The sequence below is a fragment of the Acidobacteriota bacterium genome, assembly GCA_028875575.1.
Taxonomy (GTDB): Bacteria; Acidobacteriota; Terriglobia; order Versatilivoradales; family Versatilivoraceae; genus Versatilivorator.
This window is the reverse complement of the sequence record JAPPDF010000084.1, coordinates 46,268-68,521: the sequence shown is the minus strand read 5'-3', so window position 1 is coordinate 68,521 and position 22,254 is coordinate 46,268. Positions and strand designations below refer to the sequence as shown.

22 protein-coding genes are annotated in these 22,254 nt (G+C 63.0%); 6 read left to right on the top strand and 16 right to left on the bottom strand.

Features of this window, described 5'->3' with window-relative positions; all coding sequences use genetic code 11:
* Nucleotides 1-74 precede the first annotated feature (74 nt).
* A complete protein-coding gene (gene tsaB, locus OXI69_13285) occupies nt 75-758 on the bottom strand; it encodes a tRNA (adenosine(37)-N6)-threonylcarbamoyltransferase complex dimerization subunit type 1 TsaB (protein MDE2667116.1) in 684 nt (227 codons plus the stop codon).
* A 470-nt stretch (nt 759-1,228) separates the two neighbouring features.
* On the opposite strand from tsaB, the gene mutS reads away from it, so the two are divergent.
* Complete coding sequence (mutS, locus tag OXI69_13280) at nt 1,229-3,847, top strand: DNA mismatch repair protein MutS (protein MDE2667115.1); 2,619 nt, start codon at nt 1,229-1,231, stop codon at nt 3,845-3,847.
* 557 nt (nt 3,848-4,404) lie between these two features.
* Nucleotides 4,405-5,598 carry an anhydro-N-acetylmuramic acid kinase gene (locus OXI69_13275; protein ID MDE2667114.1) on the top strand — a complete coding sequence of 398 codons (1,194 nt, stop codon included), beginning with the start codon at nt 4,405-4,407 and terminating at the stop codon, nt 5,596-5,598.
* A gap of 30 nt (nt 5,599-5,628) precedes the next feature.
* On the opposite strand, the gene panC is transcribed toward OXI69_13275, so the two are convergent.
* The 13 genes from panC to OXI69_13210 form a co-directional block, all read right to left on the bottom strand.
* Nucleotides 5,629-6,474 (bottom strand): pantoate--beta-alanine ligase, encoded by an 846-nt coding sequence (panC, locus tag OXI69_13270; protein ID MDE2667113.1) that lies wholly within the window; start codon nt 6,472-6,474, stop codon nt 5,629-5,631.
* Nucleotides 6,475-6,800: 326 nt separating this feature from the next.
* Nucleotides 6,801-7,799, bottom strand: a complete 999-nt coding sequence (locus OXI69_13265; protein ID MDE2667112.1) for a formylglycine-generating enzyme family protein — start codon at nt 7,797-7,799, stop codon at nt 6,801-6,803.
* 388 nt (nt 7,800-8,187) lie between these two features.
* Nucleotides 8,188-9,048: a 3-methyl-2-oxobutanoate hydroxymethyltransferase gene (gene panB, locus OXI69_13260; protein MDE2667111.1), complete on the bottom strand. Its 861-nt coding sequence runs from the start codon at nt 9,046-9,048 to the stop codon at nt 8,188-8,190.
* Between the two features lie 107 nt (nt 9,049-9,155).
* Entirely contained in the window at nt 9,156-9,665 is a 510-nt protein-coding gene (gene folK / locus OXI69_13255) for a 2-amino-4-hydroxy-6-hydroxymethyldihydropteridine diphosphokinase (protein ID MDE2667110.1), read from the bottom strand.
* Nucleotides 9,643-9,870 carry a DUF6290 family protein gene (locus OXI69_13250; protein ID MDE2667109.1) on the bottom strand — a complete coding sequence of 76 codons (228 nt, stop codon included), beginning with the start codon at nt 9,868-9,870 and terminating at the stop codon, nt 9,643-9,645. Before OXI69_13250 ends, folK begins: the two co-directional genes overlap by 23 nt.
* A 176-nt stretch (nt 9,871-10,046) precedes the next feature.
* Nucleotides 10,047-11,066: a Holliday junction branch migration DNA helicase RuvB gene (gene ruvB, locus OXI69_13245; protein ID MDE2667108.1), complete on the bottom strand. Its 1,020-nt coding sequence runs from the start codon at nt 11,064-11,066 to the stop codon at nt 10,047-10,049.
* 350 nt (nt 11,067-11,416) lie between these two features.
* Nucleotides 11,417-12,025: a Holliday junction branch migration protein RuvA gene (ruvA, locus tag OXI69_13240; GenBank protein MDE2667107.1), complete on the bottom strand. Its 609-nt coding sequence runs from the start codon at nt 12,023-12,025 to the stop codon at nt 11,417-11,419.
* A gap of 24 nt (nt 12,026-12,049) precedes the next feature.
* Nucleotides 12,050-12,322: a EutN/CcmL family microcompartment protein gene (locus tag OXI69_13235; protein MDE2667106.1), complete on the bottom strand. Its 273-nt coding sequence runs from the start codon at nt 12,320-12,322 to the stop codon at nt 12,050-12,052.
* A 25-nt stretch (nt 12,323-12,347) separates the two neighbouring features.
* Entirely contained in the window at nt 12,348-12,617 is a 270-nt protein-coding gene (locus tag OXI69_13230; GenBank protein MDE2667105.1) for a EutN/CcmL family microcompartment protein, read from the bottom strand.
* A gap of 12 nt (nt 12,618-12,629) precedes the next feature.
* Nucleotides 12,630-12,899 (bottom strand): EutN/CcmL family microcompartment protein, encoded by a 270-nt coding sequence (locus tag OXI69_13225; protein MDE2667104.1) that lies wholly within the window; start codon nt 12,897-12,899, stop codon nt 12,630-12,632.
* A gap of 54 nt (nt 12,900-12,953) precedes the next feature.
* Nucleotides 12,954-13,238: an ethanolamine utilization microcompartment protein EutM gene (gene eutM, locus OXI69_13220; GenBank protein ID MDE2667103.1), complete on the bottom strand. Its 285-nt coding sequence runs from the start codon at nt 13,236-13,238 to the stop codon at nt 12,954-12,956.
* A 175-nt stretch (nt 13,239-13,413) separates the two neighbouring features.
* The gene (locus OXI69_13215) at nt 13,414-14,190 is read right to left on the bottom strand and encodes a class II aldolase/adducin family protein (GenBank protein ID MDE2667102.1); all 777 of its coding nucleotides are present in this window, start codon (nt 14,188-14,190) and stop codon (nt 13,414-13,416) included.
* A 32-nt stretch (nt 14,191-14,222) separates the two neighbouring features.
* Nucleotides 14,223-14,876: a redox-sensing transcriptional repressor Rex gene (locus OXI69_13210; protein ID MDE2667101.1), complete on the bottom strand. Its 654-nt coding sequence runs from the start codon at nt 14,874-14,876 to the stop codon at nt 14,223-14,225.
* 198 nt (nt 14,877-15,074) lie between these two features.
* On the opposite strand from OXI69_13210, the gene OXI69_13205 reads away from it, so the two are divergent.
* From OXI69_13205 to queA, 3 genes are all read left to right on the top strand, one after another.
* Nucleotides 15,075-16,031, top strand: coding sequence for an HD domain-containing protein (locus OXI69_13205; GenBank protein ID MDE2667100.1), 957 nt, complete (start codon nt 15,075-15,077; stop codon nt 16,029-16,031).
* Complete coding sequence (locus tag OXI69_13200; GenBank protein MDE2667099.1) at nt 16,028-16,486, top strand: BlaI/MecI/CopY family transcriptional regulator; 459 nt, start codon at nt 16,028-16,030, stop codon at nt 16,484-16,486. Before OXI69_13205 ends, OXI69_13200 begins: the two co-directional genes overlap by 4 nt.
* A gap of 332 nt (nt 16,487-16,818) precedes the next feature.
* Complete coding sequence (gene queA, locus OXI69_13195; GenBank protein ID MDE2667098.1) at nt 16,819-17,877, top strand: tRNA preQ1(34) S-adenosylmethionine ribosyltransferase-isomerase QueA; 1,059 nt, start codon at nt 16,819-16,821, stop codon at nt 17,875-17,877.
* A gap of 25 nt (nt 17,878-17,902) precedes the next feature.
* Here the strand turns inward: queA and OXI69_13190 are convergent, their stop codons facing one another.
* Nucleotides 17,903-19,585: an electron transfer flavoprotein-ubiquinone oxidoreductase gene (locus tag OXI69_13190; GenBank protein ID MDE2667097.1), complete on the bottom strand. Its 1,683-nt coding sequence runs from the start codon at nt 19,583-19,585 to the stop codon at nt 17,903-17,905.
* The gene (locus OXI69_13185; GenBank protein ID MDE2667096.1) at nt 19,578-19,916 is read right to left on the bottom strand and encodes a 2Fe-2S iron-sulfur cluster-binding protein; all 339 of its coding nucleotides are present in this window, start codon (nt 19,914-19,916) and stop codon (nt 19,578-19,580) included. The genes OXI69_13190 and OXI69_13185 overlap by 8 nt, the downstream gene beginning before the upstream one ends.
* Before the next feature lie 333 nt (nt 19,917-20,249).
* Between OXI69_13185 and OXI69_13180 the strand changes: the two genes are divergently transcribed.
* On the top strand, nt 20,250-22,211 hold the full coding sequence (locus OXI69_13180; protein ID MDE2667095.1) for a sulfatase-like hydrolase/transferase: 1,962 nt from the start codon (nt 20,250-20,252) through the stop codon (nt 22,209-22,211).
* Nucleotides 22,212-22,254 lie beyond the last annotated feature (43 nt).

The following is a 22,254-nucleotide window of genomic DNA, read 5'->3' as shown; positions in this document are numbered from 1 at the left end:
GAGTGAAACAAGGGACCCCCGGGGCCTTATGAACAGGACGAAAAGCCGGTGCGCAGCACGCGGATGGCGCCGTCTCAGGGTCCTTTCCAATTGACCTCTGCATCGGGCCGGCGCAGGTAGAAGGCACGCAGGTCCGCCGGCGCGGTCCATTCCCCGCGGTCCGCCTTGGAGGAGGCCAGGGCGGCCAGGGCGCGGCCCAGGAAGGGGTCGGTCTGGGCCACCCGCCACCGGGGCCGACCTCGGGAGCGGATGAGATCCCGATATTTCTGGGCCCCGCCGCCCAGGAAGAGCACGGTCTCTTCGCCCAGGCCATCCAGCAGTTGCCCCGGGGCGCCCACGAAGCCGGCGTCCCGTTGAACCAGGCCACTCCGGTTGCGCTCGAAGATGGCGCCGTACACCTCGCCCCGGCGGGCGTCGATCATGGGGACGATCACCCCCTGCCACTCCGGGAACCTCTCCACCCAGGCCTCGAAGGCGGTAACGGAAACGGTGGGCCTCTCCTGCGTTTCCGCCAGACCCTTGACCGTCGTCAATCCGATCCGGACGCCGGTGAAGGAACCGGGGCCACAGATGACCCCGAAGGCCTGAATGTCGTTGAGAGTCAGTTCCGAGTGGCCGAGGAGGTACTGGATGCCGGACAGCAGTCGAGCCGTGTGGGTGCAGGCGGAATCCAGGTTGATCTCGCCCAGGATGGTGTCATCGTCCGACAACACGATGCTTCCGGCGCTGCCGGAGGTGTCCAGGCAAAGGAGTTTCACGGTGGGGATCTCCCCGCGGACCTGCGCGCCGCGAGCCCGACTTCAATGGGGATCGGGGTTCGTTGACACCCCCCGGGGCAGATTATATACTCCGGGATTTTGACGGAACAATCGCCAATCGCTTAGCCCGCATTTCTCACCAGGGGGCATGATCATGGCGCAGGAATTTTCCCTTCAGCGCGTGCTCGCGACCGAAGAGCGTAGCGGTCACTACGGTCGAGGGAGCATGTGCGCGCTGAAGGGAAAAGGACAAGCCAGGGCATGCCCAGTGCGTCTGTAATCCGCAACCCCTTGACACGGAGCCAAACAAGGACCTGAAGATAAACTGCTTTTGTCCTGCCTCCAGCGGCCTGGTGAGAAATGCGGGCTAATGTCCAGCGCGTGCCGCTCCTGCCCGGGAGATCCACACCCGGCACGCCTCCAGCGCCTCTCGGGGTCGCTCTTCCCGACCCGTCTCAGCGGACTTCGGCATGCAACCCTCCACCCCCATGATGGCCCAGTACCATCAGATCAAGAAGTCGGTTCCCGGCGCCATTCTATTCTTCCGGCTGGGCGACTTCTACGAGATGTTCTTCGACGATGCCGTGGTGGCCGCCCGCGAGCTGGAGATCACCCTGACCTCGCGCAACAAGGAAAAAGGGACCCCGATCCCCATGTGCGGGATTCCCTACCACAGTGCCGACGCCTACGTCTCCAAGCTGATCCGCAAAGGCTACCGCGTGGCCGTCTGCGACCAGGTCGAAAACCCCAAGACCGCCAGGAAGCTGGTCAAGCGGGAGGTGACCCGGGTGGTAACCCCCGGCACTCTGAGCGACGGCAATCTGCTGGAGCCTCGGGAGAACAACTTCCTGAGCGCCGTTTTCTCGGACGGCTCCGGACTGGGCCTGGCTTCGGTGGACGTTTCCACCGGAGATTTTCGAATTACCGAGTTTCGGGACGGCGCCCGGGAATCGATGCTGCAAACGGAACTGGAACGGCTGGGGCCCAAGGAACTGATCTGGTGCTCCCGGCTCAGCGATGGAAATCCCGCCTGGGCTCGCAACCTGCCGGCTTTGAAGACGGTGGTGGAGGAGTGGATCTTTGCCCCCGACTTTGCCCAGCGCCTGCTCGTCGATCATTTCAAGGTCGGCAGCCTGGACGGATTCGGCTGTGAGGGCCGGGACCTGGCCGTGGCCGCTGCCGGCGGGGCCCTGCACTACCTGCGGGAAACCCAGCGGGGCGAGCTGCTGCACCTGGACAGCCTGCACTACTATGAGCTGGACCAGTCGATGCTGCTGGACCAGTCCACGGTAAAGAACCTGGAGCTGCTGGAGTCTCTCTACGACGGGTCCCGCAACGGCACGCTGCTCCAGTGCCTGGACGAGACCTGCACCGGAATGGGGGGAAGGCTCCTCAAGACCTGGATGATGCGGCCGGAAATCGACCTGAAAGAGATCGAGAGCCGGCAGGAGGCGGTGGCCGCGCTCACCGAAAACCTGGTTTTGAGGGAAGAGCTCAGGGAGCAGCTCAAGCAGGTCTATGACCTGGAACGCCTGGCCTCCAAGGTTGCCCTCTCCAGCGCCAATGCCAGGGACCTGATCGCGCTCCGGCAGTCGCTGGAGCAGATCCCGGAAATCAAGCAGCGGCTGCAGCCGCTTGCCGCGGTCCGGCTCCGGAGCCTGGAGCAGGCCAGCGATCCCCTGGCCGACGTGGCGGCAAAGATTGGAGAAGCCCTCAACGACGATCCTCCGGTGGTGCTGACCGAGGGCCGGCTGATTCGGCCGGGGTTCAACCCGGAACTGGACAGCTTGCGCAAGGACAGCTCCTCCGGGAAGCAGACCATTGCCGAGCTGGAAGCCGGAGAGCGCGCCCGCACCGGCATCCCCAACCTCAAGGTCAAGTTCAACCAGGTTTTCGGCTACTACCTGGAGGTCTCCAAGTCCAATCTTGGACTGGTGCCTCCCGACTATGAGCGCAAGCAGACCCTGGTGGGAGCGGAGCGCTTCACCATCCCTCAACTGAAGGAGTACGAACGCCGGGTGCTGGGGGCTGAGGAGCGCCTGGTGGAGCTGGAGTATGAGCTCTTCTGCCAACTCCGGGCCGCCGTGGGCCGGGAGTGCCGGCGCATCCGCAACACGGCCCGCGCCCTGGCTCAACTGGATTGCCTGGTGACCCTGGCCGGCGCCGCCCATCAGTTCGGCTACGTAAGACCCAGCCTCCACACCGGCGAGGAGCTGGCGGTCAAAGGGGGACGGCACCCGGTCATCGAACGCCTGGCCGAGCAACTGCCCACCGGCCGGTTCATTCCCAACGACCTCTATCTGAATCAGGGCACCGATCAGATCCTCATTATCACCGGGCCCAACATGGGGGGCAAGTCCACCTATCTCCGCCAGGCGGCGCTCTTCTCGGTCATGGCCCAGATGGGCTCCTTCGTTCCGGCCCAGGAGGCAAAGCTACCCGTCGTGGACCGGATCTTCACCCGCATCGGGGCCTCCGACAACCTGGCGCGCGGCAGATCCACCTTCATGGTGGAGATGACCGAAACGGCTGTCATCCTGAACTCGGCCACGCCCAGGAGCCTGGTCATTCTGGATGAGGTCGGCCGAGGCACCGCCACCTTCGACGGACTCTCGATCGCCTGGTCGGTGGTCGAGCACCTCCACTCCCGCAACCAGGCCAAGACCCTCTTCGCCACCCACTACCACGAGCTGACTGAACTGGCCCAGTTGCTGCCCGGAGTGAAGAACTACCAGGTGACGGTCAAGGAATCGGGCAACGAAATCGTATTCCTGAGGCGGGTCGAGCCGGGAAGCGCCGACAAGAGCTACGGCATCGAGGTAGCCCGGCTGGCTGGCCTGCCACGCCCGGTGATCCTGAGGGCCCGGGAGATCCTGCGAGGGCATGAACAGGGAGAGCACCAGATCAGCGACCATCTGACCCGGAACTACCAGCGCAGAAAGAACAACTCCGGAAAGCAGCTCAACCTGTTCGTGGTCACCGAACACGAGGCGCTGGAGCAGCTGCGACGGATGGACCCCGACCGGATGACTCCCTTGCAGGCGCTCCAGGCCATCCACCGACTCAAGGAAAGCGTGTCCAGTGATTAGCCGGCCCCCCTTCCCCGACGACGGGACGGATCATACAGAGCGAAACAGGGGCGTTCCAGACAAGTGACGCCTCCGCCCTGCCGTGCGGATCATTGGAGGGTGAAACAACGAATCTTCATAGCCTGTCGGGGAAAAGGGTCCTGTTCCGTTAGCACGGTTTTCCACCTAATTGAACATCGATGCACAGGATGCACAGGATTAACGGGACAAGAGCTTCCAGCACGAGAGGCCAGCTCAGGCGATGATCCGGTGCGGTTTTGCGGATTCCCGGCATGAAGAGCTAGCCGTTTCCTGAAAAAAATCCTGTATATCCTGTGCATCGATGTGAATAAAAAATTTGCCCATGCTCGACTTTGAACCGGTTTCCAGCCACTAGGCGCCAGCGTTTGTTTCAGGTAAGGGATCAGTGGATAGTGGTCAGTGATTTGATTGACACGTAAAGCCTTGTCTGAGCCACTCCTGTGTCACAGCTTATGATCCGCCTGGCACGTTGGGGACTCGGCTAGCCACTAACCACTGACCACTAATCACTGGCCACTCAACCAAGCGGCAACTCCATGAAAATCTCCAGGCTGGTGGTCGGTCTCATGTCGGGAACCTCGCTGGACGGAGTGGATGCCGCCCTGGTGCGAATTGTCCGGTCGGAGCAGGACTGCTCGGTTCAACTCAAGCATTTCATTACCAATCCCTATCCGGAAGAGGTCCGACAGTCGCTTTTGAGGGTCGCTTCCGGCCAGCTTGTTGCGGCCGGCTTCATCAGCCACCTGGGAATCCTGTTGGGACGTCTCTACTCGGAAGCAGTCAAGGACGTCTGCCAGGCCGCCGGGGCCCCCCTCGACCGGCTGGATCTGATCGGGTCCCACGGCCAGACGGTATTCCACCAATCCGACCCCGGCGACTTCTGCGGCCGGCCAGTGGCCTCCACCCTGCAGATCGGAGAGGCCGCCGTGCTGGTGGAGGAGACGGGCGTGACCACCGTTTCGGACTTTCGTCCCGCCGACATGGCGGCCGGAGGGACCGGGGCCCCCCTTATTCCGCTGGTGGATTTTCTGCTGTTCCGGGATCTCCAAAGAGGACGGGTGCTGCTGAACCTGGGCGGAATCGCCAACCTCACTCTGCTGCCCCCGGCATGCGGCATCGACCAGATCCGGGCCTTCGACAGCGGACCCGGCAACATGGTGATCGACGCTCTGGTCCGGCGCCTGGAGGCGGATTCGCCAAGGTTCGATGCCGGGGGGCGCCTGGCCCTGTCGGGAAAGCCCATCCCGGCCCTGCTGGACTCACTGCTGGCCGATCCCTACTTCCGCCGCAGGCCGCCCAAGTCGGCGGGGCGGGAGCAGTTCGGCGGGGCCTTTGTGGAACGGCTGCTGGCGGCGAGGGAGGCGTCCGGCCCCCCGGACCTGGTCTGCACGGCGGCCGAATTGACGGCCCGCACCGTCAGCGACGCCGTGCTGAACCACATCGACCCTGCCCACCACTGGGACCGCGTGCTGGTTTCCGGCGGAGGCGTTTATAACGCTTACCTGATGCAGCGCCTGCAAGAGCTCCTGCCCAAGCTGAAGGTGGCGCCCACCGACTCCCTGGGGATTCCCGCCGACGCCAAGGAGGCCATCGGATTCGCGGTCCTGGCCAATGAGACCCTGGAGCTGGCTGCCGGAAACGTTCCCTCGGCTACCGGCGCCCGCCATGCGGCAATCCTGGGAAAGGTCACTTACGGCCGGAACTACGGCCGGCTGAGAGGAATCTCCTGAAGCGGCGCCAACAGAGCCGAAGCCCGCGGCTCAGGAGGTGAGCCAAGTGTTGTCGATCAGGCGGGTGGTCCCGACGAAGGCGGCCAGGGCCAGCAACGATTTCCCTTCGAGCCGATCCACCGTCTCCAGGTCGACCGGGTCCACCAGGGCGGCATAGTCGACCCGGACCCCAGCCTCGGCAGCCAGGCGACCATGAACGCCGGCAAGCAGGACCGGCGCCCGGCGCTCTCCCCGGGCCACCTCCTGCCTGGCCCATTCCAGGGACCGGAACAGAACCGGAGCGGCCTTTCTCTCTTCAGGACTCAGATACCGATTGCGGGAACTGACAGCCAGCCCGTCTTTTTCCCGGACCGTCGGACAAACCACCACCTCGACGTCCAGATCCAGGTCTCGGACCATTCGTCGAATCAGGATGGACTGCTGGGCATCCTTTTGTCCGAAGAAGGCGGCCTGCGGGCGCACCCGGTGGAAGAGCTTGAGCACCACCGTGGCCACCCCCTGGAAGTGGGTGGGACGGCTGGCGCCGCACAGCTTCCGGCCCAGTCCCTCAACCAGGACCCGGGTTCGGTGGCCTGCCGGATACATCTCGCAGGCCTCGGGAACCAGGACGGTCCCCACGCCCAGGCGCTCCAACTCCTTCAAGTCGCGGTCGAGGGGCCGCGGATAACGCTCGAAGTCTTCTCCCGGCGCAAACTGGGTGGGGTTGACGAAGATGGACACCACCACCCGGTCGGATCGTTTACCGGCCGCTTCAATCAGGCTGAGGTGGCCGGCGTGAAGGGCTCCCATGGTGGGCACCAGGCAGACCTCCGGGCCTTGATCGGGCCAGCTCCGGCGGAGGTCCCTGAAGGCCTCCAGCGATCGAACCACGTCCATGCTCCACCCGCATTTCCCGCCGGGTCCATCCCGGCATGAAAGAGCATGGTATCACTATCCGATTCGGCGGGCATCGATGCCGGGGGCACCGGGCTCTGCTGGACGCCTTCGGGGACCAATGTGGCTACTGCAACATGCTCGACTCGTCGGCGAGAGCCCGAGGACACGCACTCCTGGCAGATTTCAGGGCAAGGGCTGTCCCGCCTTGCCCAGGCCTGTTTGAGATGGAGCACGACGGATGACTGCTGCCGCCGCCTTCGCGGTGTCCCGTCCGAGCTTTTCCCTGGGGCGACCCACCAAGGGCAAAAGGGTAAATGACCCCAAGGCTACTCCTCCCTCAGCAGGCGGAAGCCCAGGAGATGGTTGTGGTCTCCCGGCGGGAACCCGGTGCGAATCGCCGACCGGCAGGCCCCGGCGAAGAGGTTCCAGCCGCCGCCGCGAATCACCCGACTCGGGATTGATCCTGGTGCCACGAGGTCGGTGACTGTCCCGCCCGGATAGGCCCCGGCCCAGTCCCCCGTCCATTCCCACACGTTCCCCAGCATGTCGTGGAGTCCCCACCCGTTGGGCGCCTTCCGCCCAACGGGATGGGTTCGTCGGCCGCTGTTCTCATCGTACCAGGCGATCCCGTTCAACACCGGGTCACTGCCGAACGGTCGGGTGATGTCCCCCGCGTAGGTGTCACCCGTAGTCCCCGCCCGGGCCGAATACTCCCACTCCGCCTCGGTCGGCAACCGGTAGCGCCCCCCGCCCGACCGGGCGTTGAGCTTCCCGATGAAGACCTGCACTTCCTCCCAGGAGACCTGCTCCACCGGACAGTATATGCATCCGGCGAAGCCCGAAGGATTCTTCCCCATCACCGCCCGCCACTGGGCCTGGGTCACCTCGTACTTGCCCAGGTAAAACCCCCTGCCGATCGTCACCCTTGTCACCGGCTTCTCATCTTGGAACGCATAGCGGCTGGTGGAGCCCATCACGAATTCTCCCGGTGGAATTCCCACAAAGTCCATCCCGTCGAAGACCACCGTCTCCCCTACCCGGATTCCGGTCGGCTCGGGGCCTTCTCCTCCGGGTGCAGCGGGTCCAGACTTTCCCCGAGCCTGGTGGCCTTCGGCTTGGTCGATCAGGTCGATGGCGTCGTCGTACTGCTCGGCAGGACAATTTTCCTCTGGCGCATTGGTGGTAGCGGCATTGAGGCAGACGATGTGGGCCGTTCCGCGGAACCAAATGCCCTGCTTGTCGTAGAGGATTTCAGCGGAAGCGGCGGGAACCATAACGGCCAGGGAACAGAGATGCCATAGCGTCAGGCTCGCGAGCGATTTCATGGGAAGCCTCTGGAGCCGAACAGCTTAGCACGAAGCGCTCTGCCCGTGAGAAGGTCTTGCTATTGAAGCGGAGTGCGCCGGGACGGCGACCACCCGGGAGCGCGGGCGTCCCGCCCGCATCGTTACGCCTTTGGCCGCCGCCGAGCTTCAGCGCAATGCCGCTGGCAGCCACCCCTTCGGAGGGAACCGCATCGGTCATGCAGCGGGAGGGGCATGGCGCCGTTCCGCGCTGATCCACGTCGGGGAGATATCCGGCGCTTTGCCGGGCATCGTGCGGTCGGGACGCCCGCGCTCCCGGGTGGCCTTCATTCCATGACATCGTCACGCCAAGGCGACAAAATTGCAGGAGCGATTGGGCGCCGCTTGTACGGGCCAGGGCACGGCCTCGCTAGCGTTTCAGCGCCTCTTCCAAGCGGGGGAACTCGGCCGGGTAGTAGGTCTCCTTGCGGGAGGGGAAGTCCCCTGAGAGGGAGTCACTGATGTATTGGCGGGTGGCTTGGGAGAGGATTTCCCTGAGATCGACATACTGCCTGACAAACTTGGGCTTGCGAGAGAAAGACAGGCCGAAGAGGTCGTCGCAGACCAGGATCTGCCCGTCGCAGTGCGGTCCGGCTCCGATACCGATGGTCGGAATTCGCAGTTCCTGGGTGACCTGAAAGGCCAGCGCTTCGGGCACGCCTTCCAGGACCACGGCGAAGGCGCCCGCTTCCTGCAGGGCCAGGGCATCCGCCATCACCGCTTCCGCCGACTCCGGGCTCTTGCCCTGCACCCGGTATCCCCCCATCACATGCAGGGACTGGGGGGTCAGCCCCACGTGTCCCATGACGGGAATTTCAGCCCGAACCAGCCTCCTGACCAGGCGGCTTCGCCTGGCGCCGCCTTCGATCTTCACGGCCTCGGCGCCCGCCTTGACGAACTTCAAGGCGGTCTTGAGGGCTTCCTTGCTGCTCAAGTGATAGGAACCGTAGGGCAGATCGGCCACCAGCAGGGCTCGCTGCAGCCCCCGGCGAACGGCTTTGAGGTGCGCCAGGACATCCTTGACCCTCAGGGGCAGGGTCGAATCGTGACCCAGGCGGGTGGTGGCCAGAGAATCGCCCACCAGCACCAGGTCGATGCCCGCCTGGTCCAGGATACGGGCAAAGGGGTAGTCGTAAGCGGTCAGACAGACAATCTTGCCGCCCTTGTGCTTGCGATTGAGGAGGTTGGGTACGGTGACCTTGTCGGTCCGAGGGGGAGGGGTAGCGCTCATTCGATACGCTCCTTGTCATCGGGATTGAATGCTTGGTTTGGGCCTGAAGGCCCGGTGGGCGTCCCGGTCAGGTCACTGATCCAGGCGCCGACGATAGCCTAACAAATTCACGCCAATCGGACAACTTGGGCCGGATCCCGGCAGCGCTCCAGCAAGGCGGCCAGCGACAGGCCGAGGCGCGGGTGCTCGCACTCAGGGGCGACTTCGGCCGCCGGCGTCAGGGCGAACCTCCTGAGGTGGAATCGGGGGTGAGGGATGGTCAGCTTGCAGTCGCTGAGAACCCGGTCTGCATAGAGCAGGATGTCGACATCGATGGCTCGGGGACCCTTGGGCGGCAGGCGCTGCCTTCCCAGCGCCTCCTCCACCTCCAGGCAGCAGGCTAGCAGGCGGTAGGGCGATAGCCGCGTGCGGACGAGCAGGGCCTGGTTGAGAAACCAGGGCTGGTCGGGATAGTCCACCGGCTCGGTGAGATAGAGGGAGGAGGTCCGGACGATTTCCAGTCGGGATGAAGCGAGGTCGCCAATGGCTTGCTGCAACCGGGAACGTCTGTCGCCGACATTGGAACCGAGACCCAGGATGGCCAGCACCGTGTGGTCAATCGTACAAGTTAAGGTCATTCCTCACGTCGGCGGAGGAGTATGTTTTCTCTGTGCCTCTACGAAGGCGTTCCAGCGCCTCTGAGGCAAGGTAGTAGTCCTCCATATCCTCAAGGCCGCGCTCAATCATCTCACGCAGGTAGAAGGCCTTGGTGCGCCCGGTCTGCGAGGCCAGAAAATCAAGCCGTTGTTCTGTTTCAGGAGCAAGCCGAATCGAAGTCGCCATGTCGCTGGTTCTCCAAAGTCCTATGAATCGGTGGAAACCTCTACCCCCTCTTCCCAACCCTTGGCGGACTCCTCTTGAGGCTTCTCCAACCCCTTGCTGGCCCTTCGTCGTCCTTCGTGCCCCTTCGTGGATAACTCTCTTTGCCTATTATGCTTCCGGCAAATCACTCGCTTCCCTCACAGCAGGCTGAGCTGGCCGGGGGCGGGAGTCAGACCGAAGTGTTCGTAGGCCAGCTTGGTGGCCATCCGGCCTCGGGGAGTGCGTTGCAGCAGGCCTCTCTGAATCAGATAGGGTTCGTAAATGTCCTCGATGGCGTCCACTTCCTCGCTGATGGCAGCCGCCAGGGTGGCCACCCCCACGGGTCCGCCGGAGAATTTCTCGATGATGGTCTTGATCAGTTTCTTGTCGTTCTCGTCAAAGCCGGTGTCGTCGATGGCCAGCAGGGCCAGGCTTTGGCGGGCCACTTCCCGGTTAATGACCCCGTCGGCCTTCACCTGGGCGTAGTCGCGAACCCTTCGCAGCAGGCGGTTGGCCACGCGCGGCGTGCCGCGCGAGCGGGCGGCGATCTCCTTGGTTCCCGCCGCGTCGATCCGGATGCCCAGGATTTCGGCCGAGCGTCTCACGATCACCCCCAGCTCTTCCTCGGTGTAGTAGTCCAGCCGGTGCACGATGCCGAAGCGGGACCTCAGCGGAGAGGAGATCAACCCCGCTCGGGTGGTGGCGCCCACCAGGGTAAACGGGGGCAGATTGAGCGCCACGCTTCTGGCGCTGGGCCCCTGGCCGATGATCAGGTCCAGCTTGAAGTCCTCCAGGGCCGGATAGAGAATCTCCTCGATGTGAGGCAAGAGGCGGTGAATCTCGTCGATGAACAGCACGTCGTTGGGCTGCAGGTTGGTGAGAATGGCCGTCAGATCTCCCTTGATCTGAATGATGGGACCGGTGGTGGTCTTCAGACTCACCCCCAGCTCGTTGGCGATGACGCCGGCCAGGGTGGTCTTCCCCAGGCCGGGCGGACCGTAGAGCAGCACGTGGTCCAGGGCTTCGCCCCGGGAACGGGCGGCCGCTACCGAGATCTCCAGGTTCTGCTTCACTTGGTTCTGGCCGATATACTCCTGCAGAACCCTGGGGCGCAAGCTGAGCTCGAAGCTCTGCTCCTCCTCGAAGGGAGCCCCGGAAATAATTCGATCCTGGTCCATAGAGAAATTGGGGAGGATGAGAACGGAAGACTCGCCGCAACGGTAGCACAAAGATCGGAAGCGATTCAACCGGGGCCGGCGGCGTGGCGAGTGGATAGTCCGCCTAGCCCGCATTTCTCACCAGGGGGCATGATCATGGCGCAGGAATTTCCCCTTCAGCGCGTGCTCGCGACCGAAGAGCGTAGCGGTTTCTACGGTCGAGGGAGCCTGTGCGCGCTGAAGGGAAAAGGACAAGCCAGGGCATGCCCAGCGCCGTCTGTGATGCGCAAGCCCTTGACATTGAGCCAATCAAGGTGCTGAAGATAATCTACTTCTTGTAATGCCTCCAGCGGCCTGGTGAGAAATGCGGGCTAGCCTCGTTTCGGCCGGGAGAGGACCTGCAAGGCCGCCTTGATCAGCAGCTCCATGCTCCCGTCTGCCGGAGCCTCCCGGGCAGACTCCTGAAAAGCCCTCACGGCCGAGGCTTTGGGGTAACCCAGGTTCACCAGGGCCGAGACCACGTCTTCCTGCAGGGAAGAAGGGCCCGGCGCCTGCGGGCGTGGCTCATCCGGCACCGTCCGGGCCAGCTTGTCCCTGAGCTCCACCACCAGGCGCTCGGCTGTCTTCTTCCCCACCCCCGGAATCAGGCAAAGCCGGGTCGAATTGCTCTGGCGGATGGCCGGGATCAACTCCTCCACGCTCATCCCCGAAAGGATGGTCAGAGCCAGCCTGGGACCGACACCGGAAACGGAGGTCAGGTGCTCAAAGGCCGACTTCTCCTCCAGGCTCCTGAAGCCGAATAGCTGGAGGGTATCCTCGCGAACGTGGGTGTGGATGCGAAGCTGAACCGAGGACCCGACCTCGCCCACCTCGTAAAAGGTGGAGAGGGGGACGTGAACCTCATAGCCGACACCGTTGACGTCGATTACGACCTGTTGGGGTTCCTTGGAGAGGAGCGTGCCCGAGAGGTGAGCAATCATGGGCAAGGGTCCGGGGACCCGGGGCTATTCCGACAGATGCACCTGATCGATGACACCGACCACGGCCATGTCGATCGGAGAGTAGGGCTTCCCCACCGATGTCATGGCCGACCAGCCCTCCTGGGCGACCAGAACGTCGTCACCCACCCCGGCATCCACCGAATCCACCGCCAGGAAAGGTGACCCACGCTCGCTGCCGTCCAGATTGAGCATCTGGACGTAAAGAATCTTCTGTCCCTCGTGGGAGGCGTGCTTGCGAGTGGCGACGACTTCGCCGATGATTCTGCCGATCAGCATGGTGGCTGAAGCCCCGCTTGAGGAATCAATCGATGGTTACCGAGTCGACGATGCCGACGATGGCGCATTCCGTCGGCACGGTATGATGAGGATGCCAGGCCAGGGAGGCTTCCCGGCCACGGCACCAGTAGATGGTCTCTCCAGCCCCGGCGCCCACCGCGTCCACTCCGACCAGGGCTCTTCCGCGGTCGCGCCCCTGCTTGTCCAGGGGTTGAATCAGGAGCAGCGTCTTGCCCTCGAGCGCGTCGTCCTTGCGTGTGGCCACCACTGGTCCGACCACCCGACCCAGTCGCATTGCGGGGCCTCCCTAAGCAGTCACTTCTACGGAGTCGACAATGCCGACGATGGCCGTGTCGACCGGACAATCCCTGCACCCCCCGGCCATGCGGGCGGAACTCCCGGAGACCAACAGCACTCTTTCCTTGAAGCCGGCGCTTACGGTATCCACGGCCACCAGGTAACCGGACAGATCCTTGCCGGAGGGATCGATGGTCCGGACGACAAGCAGCTTCTTGCCCTCCAGACGCGGGTCCTTGCGAGTGGCGACAACTGTTCCGACAACCCGACCTAAAAGCATGGGGCACCCTCAGGGACTGGACCGCTGGTCCCGGCCCTCCTCAACCGAATCGGGCTACGCCCCCGCTTTGCCGATGGGGAGAACTTCTTCCAGGTTGGAATGGGGCCTGGGGATCACGTGAACGCTGACCAGTTCTCCGACCCGCCGAGCAGCGGCGGCCCCGGCGTCGGTGGCGGCCTTGACGGCGGCCACGTCCCCGCGCACGATGGAAGTCACGTACCCGGACCCGATCTTCTCCCATCCCACCAGGGTCACCTTGGCTGCCTTGACCATGGCGTCCGACGCCTCGATCATGGCCACCAGCCCGCGTGTCTCGATCATTCCTAGAGCTTCACCCATCTTCCCGTCCTTTCCATGATGATCTGTCGACAAGCCAGTTGCTGCGAACGACCCAGTCCGAGTCCGTCGAGCTCACCGGGAACCTTCCCCCGGCTGCTCCGTGGAATCAAACCCAAACCCGCATTTCTCACCGGGGGCTGCAGGCTTCACAGCTTCGCAGCCTGGCCAGTGCGGGTTACCTCTCTTTTTGCAGAGACACCAACGCCGATTGGATGATATCGACCAGTTGACTTCGGGTCAACGTTATCCTTGGCTCGGACTCTTCCTCTCCCAGGGTGGGACACCCCTCCCCTACCGGCGAGGGGCCCTTGATCCCGTACTTTTCCCTGGCAACCAGAAGCTTGTCCACATCTTCGCCGCTGAGCAGCGTTTCCCGACCCAGAACCTTGGTGGCGAGACTGATGCGGGCGAAGTGCTCCACCGTTTCCATCTTGGCGTGAGCCAGGAACAGGTCGCTCCCGTAGGTGACCACGCCATGATTGGCCAGCAGCAAGGCATCGTGCCTGGGGACGTAGTCCCGAATGGCATCCGTCAGCTCGGAAGTCCCGGTGGTCCCGTAACGGGTGAGCGGAATGCATCCCAGGACCAGCACCACCTCGGCCAGGATGGCCTTGGTCAGGGGGACGCCGGCGGCAGCGTAACCCGTGGCGCAGGGGGGATGGGCGTGCACCACCGCCTGAACGTCGGAACGGAGCTGATAGATCAGCAGGTGCATGGCGATTTCCGAGGAGACCTTGCGCTTGCCCTCCACGGCCCGCCCTTCGGGATCGACGATGACCAGATCCTCCTCGGCCATGAAGCCCTTGCTCATGGCGGTGGGGGTGGCCAGCACGTTGCCGTTTCCCATTCGTACGCTGATGTTGCCGTCAAAGGCCGCCACGTAGCCCAGCCGGTAGATGCGCCTACCGATCTCGACAATATCCTTGCGGTGTTGCTCCAGAGACTCTGTCATCTCAGCTAGCGTCTTCTGCCGGGTGCGCCCGGTCAGGGTGGAGTAGGGCCGTCGAGACCCGAGTCGGAAAGGAAATAGGACAGGCTTTCGAAGGAGATGGCCAGATCCATGGTCTTGAGCTGCACTCCCGGTCGAGTGTTGGGACGCACCGGCGCAAAATTGAGAATGGCGCTGATTCCGGCCTCGGTCAATCGGTCGACCACCTCCTGGGCGTTTTCCGCCGGTACCGCTACCACGCCGATGACGATCCGCTCGCGGGCGACCACCTCATCGAGCTCGTCGATGTGGTGGACGACGACACCACTGCGGGACGTGATTCCCAGGCGCGATGCCTCCTTGTCGAAGAGTGCCGCTACCTGAAAACATTCGTGCTCGAACCCCCGATAGTTGGCCAACGCCATCCCCAGATTGCCGGCGCCCACAATGCCGATCCTGTGCTGCCTGTCCAGCCCAAGGATCTCGTTGAGATGGGCTCGCAGCTCAGTCACGTTGTAGCCGACGCCCCGCACCCCGAATTCGCCAAAATAGGTCAAGTCCTTGCGGATCTGCGCCGAGTTCAGTTGAAACTGTTCGGCCAGGGCCTGGGAAGAAGTGGTGGTCACCCCGGATGCGGCCAGCAGGTTCAGGCATCTGAGATAGATGGAGAGGCGATTGATGGTGAATTCGGAGATTTTTTCTGTCTTCATGCGCCGGGTTGGCTATAGTACTCTCAAGCCGGGGCGGGCACCCTGTTGGGTCGGCCGAAAGTGCCGTTCAGTATACCATAGGGACGGTCGGTGGCCCTTCTCGGCCGACTGCGACCGGACCGAAAGCGGAGCCGGGAGTTTCCCAAGGCCGGGACTCGGAGGTCGGCCGGCCGACGCCCGCCGAACGGATGCAGCGGCATGAAAGACCATTTCGTCAGCGACCTTGAACCCAACCAGAACGTCACCACCACCTTTCTGGTGAAGGACAAGGAGGTCCGTACCGCCAAGAACGGCAACTCATACCTCTCTTTGACCTTGGGCGACAAGAGCGGGAGTCTGGACGCCAAGATGTGGGACAACGTGGCTGAGGTGGAGCCCACCTTCGGCAGGGACGACTTCGTCAAGGTGAGGGGCCAGGTCCGGCTCTTTAACAACAAGCAGCAGCTCACCATTCATCGGCTCCGGCGCTGCCAGGAATCGGAGGTCGACCTGGGGGACTATCTTCCCAAGACGACAAGGGACGTGGAGCAGATGTTCGGGGACCTGCTGGCTCAGGTGAGCCGGATCGGGAATCCCCACCTTAAAATGCTTCTCGAAAATCTCTTGAGCGACTCTGAGTTCGCGCTCAAGTTCAAACAGGCACCCGCCGCCAAGTCCCTCCATCACGCCTGGTTGGGCGGCTTGCTCGAACACACCCTGTCGCTCTGCCGTCTCTGCCAGGGGATGGCCGAACACTATCCGGACCTCGACCTGGACCTTCTCCTGACCGGAGCCGTCCTTCACGATATCGGCAAGACGGAAGAGTTGAGCTACAGCCGCAGTTTCGCCTACACCACCGAGGGCCAACTGCTCGGCCACATGATCCTGGAACTGGAACTCATCAATCGCAAGATGGTTGAAATCGAGGGCTTTCCTCCCAAGCTGAAGACGCTGGTCCAACATCTGATCATCTCCCATCACGGCGAATACGAGTTCGGAAGCCCCAAGCTTCCCATGTTCCCCGAGTCGCTGGTGCTCCACTACCTCGATAACCTGGACAGCAAGCTGACCTCCATGCTGAATCTGATTGCCGGCGATACCAACACCGACCCGGAGTGGACCGCCTATAATCGAATGTTCGAACGCCCGCTCTTCAAGGGCTCGAAAACAAAATGAACCGCCCGAACAAGATGACTCAAGCCACCGCCGGAACCGGGCGCCTTTCGGCCGATGAAAGCTCACCGGCATCGGGAAGGCTCACCGCAGCCGAGCTGAAATGCATGAAGGCTCTCTGGTTCGAGGGAGCCAAGACCGTGCGCGATGTCCATCGAGTCCTCCAGCCTGACCATCCCCTGGCCTACACCACCGTCCTGACGGTCATGGACCGATTGACCCGGAAGGGCTTCCTGACTCGAACCCGGCGGGGCAAAGCCCACTACTTTCTCCCCCGATGCTCCTTCGAGGAGTCGCGCAGCCGCGCGGTTGCGGAGTTGATCCGGACCTGGTTCGACGGGGCGGACGACCAGCTGGCGACTTTTCTCGCCGGTGCGCCCCCGCAACCCGTGCCCGTCCTTTCCCAACCGAAGGAAGAGGTTGAGCCAAGACCTCAATTGAACGAACACCTGCTTTGATACCGCCGTTGGCGGGCTTGCTTCGCCCTACAGGAGTGCGGAGCGGTACCAACCTGCCGAGTGTCCTGTCTGAGAAATAGGATGACCCTCTCCGATGGAGGTTCCAGAGGAAAACGGTCGGTCTAGAAACCCTATGCGTTTCAGCGAATCAGGCGCCATTCTGCTCCCCCTCGCCGGAACCTCCATCGGCCCTCCGGGTTCGGGCGCAACGGCGCCATCTTCGTCGTCGCTCCTCCCCGCAATGAATGAGCATTGGCTCATCGTCGCTCCTGGAATTCGGCACCGTTGCGCTCCGAAATAGGGCAACCCGATTTCTCAGACAGGACACTGGGATGCAACGTTCCGATTTCGAATACCCGCTGCCCAGCGACCGGATTGCTCTCTACCCCTCCGAAAAGCGCGACCAGTCCCGCCTGCTGCGGCTGGTTCGAGCTACCGGTCGGATCTCCCACCACCGATTCTCCGAACTGCCTGAGCTGCTGACCCCCCGGGATCTGCTGGTCTTGAACAACACCAAGGTTTTCCCGGCCCGTCTGATTGGAAACCGGGCTGGACTGACCAGCGACAGGCCACCCCCGGGAGGCGTACTGAAAGCCCCCATCGAAGTGCTCCTGGTGAAGCCCTTGGGACCGCACACCTGGGAAGCGCTGGTGAAGCCGGGTCGCAGGATACGGGTTGGCGAGCACCTGCTCTTCGGCGGCGGCCAACTGAAGGCGGTGGTTGCGGGGCGGGGCGAACGGGGATTGCGGGTGCTTCGCTTTGAATACGAGGGTGACTTCGATGACATCCTGGACCGGCTGGGCCACGTTCCCCTGCCCCCCTATATTCGCCGGCCCGACGAGATCCACGACCGCGACCGCTACCAGACGGTGTACGCCCGCAAGCGAGGAGCCGTGGCCGCCCCCACGGCCGGGCTGCACTTTACCCCCCGGGTCTTCGCAGATCTGAGCCGCAAGGGAGTCTCCCGCTGCGAGGTGACGCTGCACGTGGGTCTGGGAACCTTCCGACCGGTGGTCAGCGAGTGCATCGAGGACCACCGCATGGAAACCGAGCCCTTTGAAATGACTTCCGAGGTCGCCCGAGCCATCTCGACAGCCGGCACCGCCGGGCAGCGCATCGTAGCCGTGGGCACCACCGTGACCCGTGTTCTGGAATCGGCCTTCCGCGGGCCGGTACCCCGGCTTCGCGGGGAAACCGACCTGTTCATCTATCCCGGCTTTCGATTTCACCGGGTGGGAGCCTTGCTGACCAACTTCCACCTGCCGGGCTCCACCCTGCTCATGCTGGTGTGCGCCTTGGCCGGACGCGACCTGGTTTTCGAGGCCTACCGGGAAGCTCTGAAGATGGATTACCGCTTTTACAGCTACGGAGACTGCATGCTGATCGAGTAAAGGAAAGGGGACAGGAAGACGCGCTTCAGAGGATGACGTAGTTGGGACCGCCGCCGCCCTCGGGAGGCACCCACGTGATTACCTGGTAGGGATCCATGATGTCGCAGGTCTTGCAGTGGACGCAGTTGGAGGGATTGATCTGGAGCCGGCGTCCTTTGCCGTCCTCGCGGGGAACGACCTCGTAGACGTTGGCCGGACAGAAACGCTGGCAGGGGCTTCCGAACTCCTGCGGACACCGCTCCTGACAGATCCCGGGGTCGCTGATTCGCAGGTGGGAGGGTTGGTCTTCCTCGTGCCTTGTGCCGGAATAATAGACGTTGGTGAGCTTGTCGAAGGTGGTCTTGCCGTCTGCCTGCAGTGGACCCGGAGGAACCGCGCCGGCGCCGTGGTAGGCGGCGACGGGCCGCATTCGCCGGTGGCCGGGCCGACTCGGGAGCGGATCCTTCCAGCCCCGTCCTCCCGTCGCCATCTGCAGCCCCGCCTGGAGCAGTCCCCAAACCAGGCCGCGCTCAAACCCCTGGTGGAAGTTGCGCACCCGGTAGAGTTCCCGCCCCGCCCAACTCTTGCCCAACAACTGGGGGTACCGGCTCAGTGTCCGTTCCGAATAGTCATCCCGACGCAGGGCCTCGAGAATCGTCTCGGCAGCCAGCATGCCCGACTTCATGGCCAGGTGGATACCCTTGAGCCGCATGGAGTTCACCAGGCCCGCCGAGTCGCCGATGATCAGCCCACCGTCGAAACAGCTCCGCGGCATGGCGTAATGGCCACCCTCCGGCAGGGCCTTGGCTCCGTAGGCGGCCAGCCGGGCTCCCGCCAGCCGGGAGGCGATCAGAGGATGGGCCTTGAAGCGCTGGAACTGCCGATGCGGATCCAGGAACGGGTCCCTGTAGTCCAGTCCCACCACCAGACCCAGCGAGATGGTGCGGCCCATGTGGTAGAGGAAGCCTCCCCCGAATTCCTCCTGCCTGAGGGGGTAGCCCAGGGTGTGGATCACCTGCCCCTTGTCCGGGGATTCTTCGGGGAGCTCCCAGACCTCCTTCACGCCGACGCCGTAGACCTGAGGAGCCTTGCCCCGATCCAGCCCGAGGCGCTTCACCGCTTGCCCGGCCAGCGAACCGTGGACCCCTTCACCCAGCACCACCACCTTGGCCAGGATGTCGACACCGGGCTCCCAGGAGGACTTGGGCCGGTTTTCCCGGTCGATGCCCTTGTCGCCGGTGCGCACGCCGATCAAGCGCTCGCCCTCGAACAGCAGCTCCGTCCCGGCGAAACCGGCGAAGAGATCGACCCCTCGGGCTTCCACCAGCTCCCCCAGCCACCTGACAAACCGGCTGAGCGAAATCAGGCTGTTGCCGTGGTTGTTGAGCGGAGGAGGCACCCAGGGTAGCCGGAACCGGTTCCCCGCGGTGAGGTAGTAGAGGGAATCCCCGCTGACCGCCGGACCCAGGGGAGCATTCAGCTCCCGGTAGTCGGGGATCAGCTCGGCCAGCGCGATGGGGTCCAAGATGGCCCCAGACAGGCTGTGAGCTCCAACTTCGCGGCCCTTCTCGATGAGGGCGATGCTGACCGACTCCAGCCGTTCGCCGGGAGAGGACATTCGGTTGTGGGCCCGGATCAGATCGGTGAGGTGGAGGGCTCCAGTCAGACAGGCGGGACCGGCCCCTACGAAGAGAACGTCGACCTCCAACCGCTCGCGGGACTCACTCACGGCACATCCCTTCGCCCGTCGTGGGATGGACGCCCTCGAGCCAGGGCCATGGGGGCCGCTCCACCACCACGTCACCCATAACCCTGGCCTGGCAGGCCAGACGGTAGCTGCCCAACAGACCCGATTCGGCCAGCATCTCCCGTTCCGCCAGCCGGAGAGGGGAAAGTCCGGCCGAGCCTTCTTTGACCAGCACCCGGCAGGTGGTGCAGGAGGCCCGGCCGCCGCAGGACTGGGGCAGCTCGACACCCGCCGTCAGACTGGCCTCAAGCAGACTGGTGCCACTGGCCACCTGACTGATTCGCGCTTCCGGCAGGATCTTGAGGGTGGGCATGTAGATGAGCGGGGATTTCCTTTTGGACGACCGCTGGCGTGACTATAGCACATGGCCCGAGCACTGTTCCCGGGCATCCCTGGAAAGGATGACGCCACGTCTGGAGCAGCCGGGCGCGAGGGCGGCTGTCACCTGACTGGCCACCCTTGATAATCAAGCCCCCCGAGACTACACTGTTTCCCTTTTGTGGAGAGCATTTCCGGCCTGCCACCCTGTTTTTTTCGAAATTTGAGCCGGGACCGTTTCAATGAGTCAACTCGGAATCTCGACTGATCCGCCCGCCGGGGATGGAATGGTTTGTCAATGATTCGTGGGGAATGGCGTAAACAGGTCGTGGTTGCTTCAAAGCCCTTCCGGGACTCATGGACGGAAGTCCTGGGGCCCGCATCTTTGGGACGAGTCTTCGGACTCACATTCCTGGCCGTGTATTTCTACGTTTTCATGGAATGGCTATTCTTTGTCACCAAGCCTTCTTTCATGTCTTCGCTGCCCTTGTCCGAGTCCCTGCTCATTCTCGCGGTTTCTTCCGGCCCAGTGCTGGTGGCGACGGTCGCACCCCTGGTGTTGTACTGGATGGTCGGGGCCTTGCTTGGATACGGCTCCGCGTTGGCCGGCTTCCAGGTTCCCGGCCCCGTCCGCGCTCTATGGGTCCCCGTGAGCCTCCTGCTTCCGTGCTGGGTGCTGGCTCTGGCTGCCTTTCTGATGGTCGACAACTTCACCTTGACGGTGCTGGGCTGGGGTATCAGGCATGTCGAGGCCAAGGGGTTGCTCGGGTATCAGGCTCTGCTCGTGTTGATTGCAGTGGCGGTCTACACCCTGACTTGGCAGGCAATACGGACCATTTCACGTCACGGGCTCGGTCGCTCGCTCGGCGTCGCATGCGCCGCAATGGCTTCGATCACGCTGGTTGGGACCCTCTACCTGGGGACTCACAAAGTATCAGCGTCCACGCCGGTCGGCCCACACGTGAAGAACGGAGTGCTGCCCAACATACTCCTGATCGTCGGAGACGGTGTTGAGGCCGAGCATATGTCGCTGTATGGTTACGACAGGGACACGACCCCTTACCTCAGGCAACTGGCCGACAGATCGCTGCTTTGCGAGAACAACTTCCCCAATGCGGGACCCTCGGCCGCTTCCGTAGCTTCCATTTTGACGGGGAAGCTCCCCACCGAGACGCGCCTCATTTATCCACCCGATATCCTGAGGGGAAAGGACGCCTACCAGCACCTGCCGGCAATCCTGAAAACCCTTGGATACCGCAGCGCAAACATCGGCCTTCGCTACTATGCCGATGCCTATGATCTCAACATGCGTCATTCCTTCGACTGGGCCAATGATCGAGAACTGAAGGGATTCCTGCTGCCGGAGTGGTTCACTGATGCCATTGGACAGGGGGCCGCCTATTTCCTGACCCAGATTCGTGACCGGATCGAGAGCCGGCTCCTGCACGTCTTCGATGTTGAGCGGATGAGTGACGCGTTCGATCAGCTTGTTCACGTCCCCTACCAGTCACGAGGCGATACGGAGCGAATCGTCCAACTCTGGCGGTGGTTGGCCGAGGGAGAGGGGCCCTTCTTCGTCTACCTCCACATGCTGGGAACCCATGGGCCGAAATTCAGACCTGTCCGGCGCGTTTACTCCGAGGGCAAGACACAGGATGAACCTTGGATGACGGATTTCTATGACGATGCCATTTTGCAGTTTGATACCCACGTGAAGAAAATTCTCGACGGCTTGGCTGACCGGAACCTGTTACAGGACACCATCGTGGTGATCACGTCAGATCACGGCATCAAGCATGCGAACAGGAAACGGATTCCCTTGATGTTTCTGTTTCCAACCGATGACCGAAGACGTCGAGTGTCTTCCAATTCTCAAAACCTCGATATTGCTCCTACCCTGCTCGACTACCTGGGGATGGATCGTCCCGGATGGATGACGGGGCAATCCTTGATCGGGAAGGACCCGAATCACGAGCGCACCAATTTCGCAGCAGACCGGATACATGGCACCGGGGTGATAGCCCGCAGGCAGATAACCCCTTCCCACATTGTTCCTCCATTCTTTTCGCTCGGCAGTGTGTCGCTGGTTCAATGTGACACGGCTTTCGAGTTCCGGTTGCGCAGGAACGTGTTAAACGTGTGGAAGGTCAAGGGTCACACAAGACCATGTGCGGATGGTCCGTCACCGGCAGAGGCCATGCAGCAGATTGTCGGTCACCTGGACCGCTACGACTACGATACTTCTTTGTTGGACCTCTCTCGGGTGAGAGTATTCTTCCGCAAGGAGTAACTTCAGTCAGTCTTTTCAAGTTGTGTTCCGGAGCCACCCACTG

Excerpts from the sequence above, each read along its gene's own strand:
- mutS (MDE2667115.1), top strand. The coding sequence starts at position 1,229 with ATGCAACCCTCCACCCCCATGATGGCCCAGTACCATCAGATCAAGAAG.
- OXI69_13275 (MDE2667114.1), top strand. The coding sequence starts at position 4,405 with ATGAAAATCTCCAGGCTGGTGGTCGGTCTCATGTCGGGAACCTCGCTG.
- panC (MDE2667113.1), bottom strand. The coding sequence starts at position 6,474 with ATGGACGTGGTTCGATCGCTGGAGGCCTTCAGGGACCTCCGCCGGAGC.
- OXI69_13265 (MDE2667112.1), bottom strand. The coding sequence starts at position 7,799 with ATGAAATCGCTCGCGAGCCTGACGCTATGGCATCTCTGTTCCCTGGCC.
- panB (MDE2667111.1), bottom strand. The coding sequence starts at position 9,048 with ATGAGCGCTACCCCTCCCCCTCGGACCGACAAGGTCACCGTACCCAAC.
- folK (MDE2667110.1), bottom strand. The coding sequence starts at position 9,665 with ATGACCTTAACTTGTACGATTGACCACACGGTGCTGGCCATCCTGGGT.
- OXI69_13250 (MDE2667109.1), bottom strand. The coding sequence starts at position 9,870 with ATGGCGACTTCGATTCGGCTTGCTCCTGAAACAGAACAACGGCTTGAT.
- ruvB (MDE2667108.1), bottom strand. The coding sequence starts at position 11,066 with ATGGACCAGGATCGAATTATTTCCGGGGCTCCCTTCGAGGAGGAGCAG.
- ruvA (MDE2667107.1), bottom strand. The coding sequence starts at position 12,025 with ATGATTGCTCACCTCTCGGGCACGCTCCTCTCCAAGGAACCCCAACAG.
- OXI69_13235 (MDE2667106.1), bottom strand. The coding sequence starts at position 12,322 with ATGCTGATCGGCAGAATCATCGGCGAAGTCGTCGCCACTCGCAAGCAC.
- OXI69_13230 (MDE2667105.1), bottom strand. The coding sequence starts at position 12,617 with ATGCGACTGGGTCGGGTGGTCGGACCAGTGGTGGCCACACGCAAGGAC.
- OXI69_13225 (MDE2667104.1), bottom strand. The coding sequence starts at position 12,899 with ATGCTTTTAGGTCGGGTTGTCGGAACAGTTGTCGCCACTCGCAAGGAC.
- eutM (MDE2667103.1), bottom strand. The coding sequence starts at position 13,238 with ATGGGTGAAGCTCTAGGAATGATCGAGACACGCGGGCTGGTGGCCATG.
- OXI69_13215 (MDE2667102.1), bottom strand. The coding sequence starts at position 14,190 with ATGACAGAGTCTCTGGAGCAACACCGCAAGGATATTGTCGAGATCGGT.
- OXI69_13210 (MDE2667101.1), bottom strand. The coding sequence starts at position 14,876 with ATGAAGACAGAAAAAATCTCCGAATTCACCATCAATCGCCTCTCCATC.
- OXI69_13205 (MDE2667100.1), top strand. The coding sequence starts at position 15,075 with ATGAAAGACCATTTCGTCAGCGACCTTGAACCCAACCAGAACGTCACC.
- OXI69_13200 (MDE2667099.1), top strand. The coding sequence starts at position 16,028 with ATGAACCGCCCGAACAAGATGACTCAAGCCACCGCCGGAACCGGGCGC.
- queA (MDE2667098.1), top strand. The coding sequence starts at position 16,819 with ATGCAACGTTCCGATTTCGAATACCCGCTGCCCAGCGACCGGATTGCT.
- OXI69_13185 (MDE2667096.1), bottom strand. The coding sequence starts at position 19,916 with ATGCCCACCCTCAAGATCCTGCCGGAAGCGCGAATCAGTCAGGTGGCC.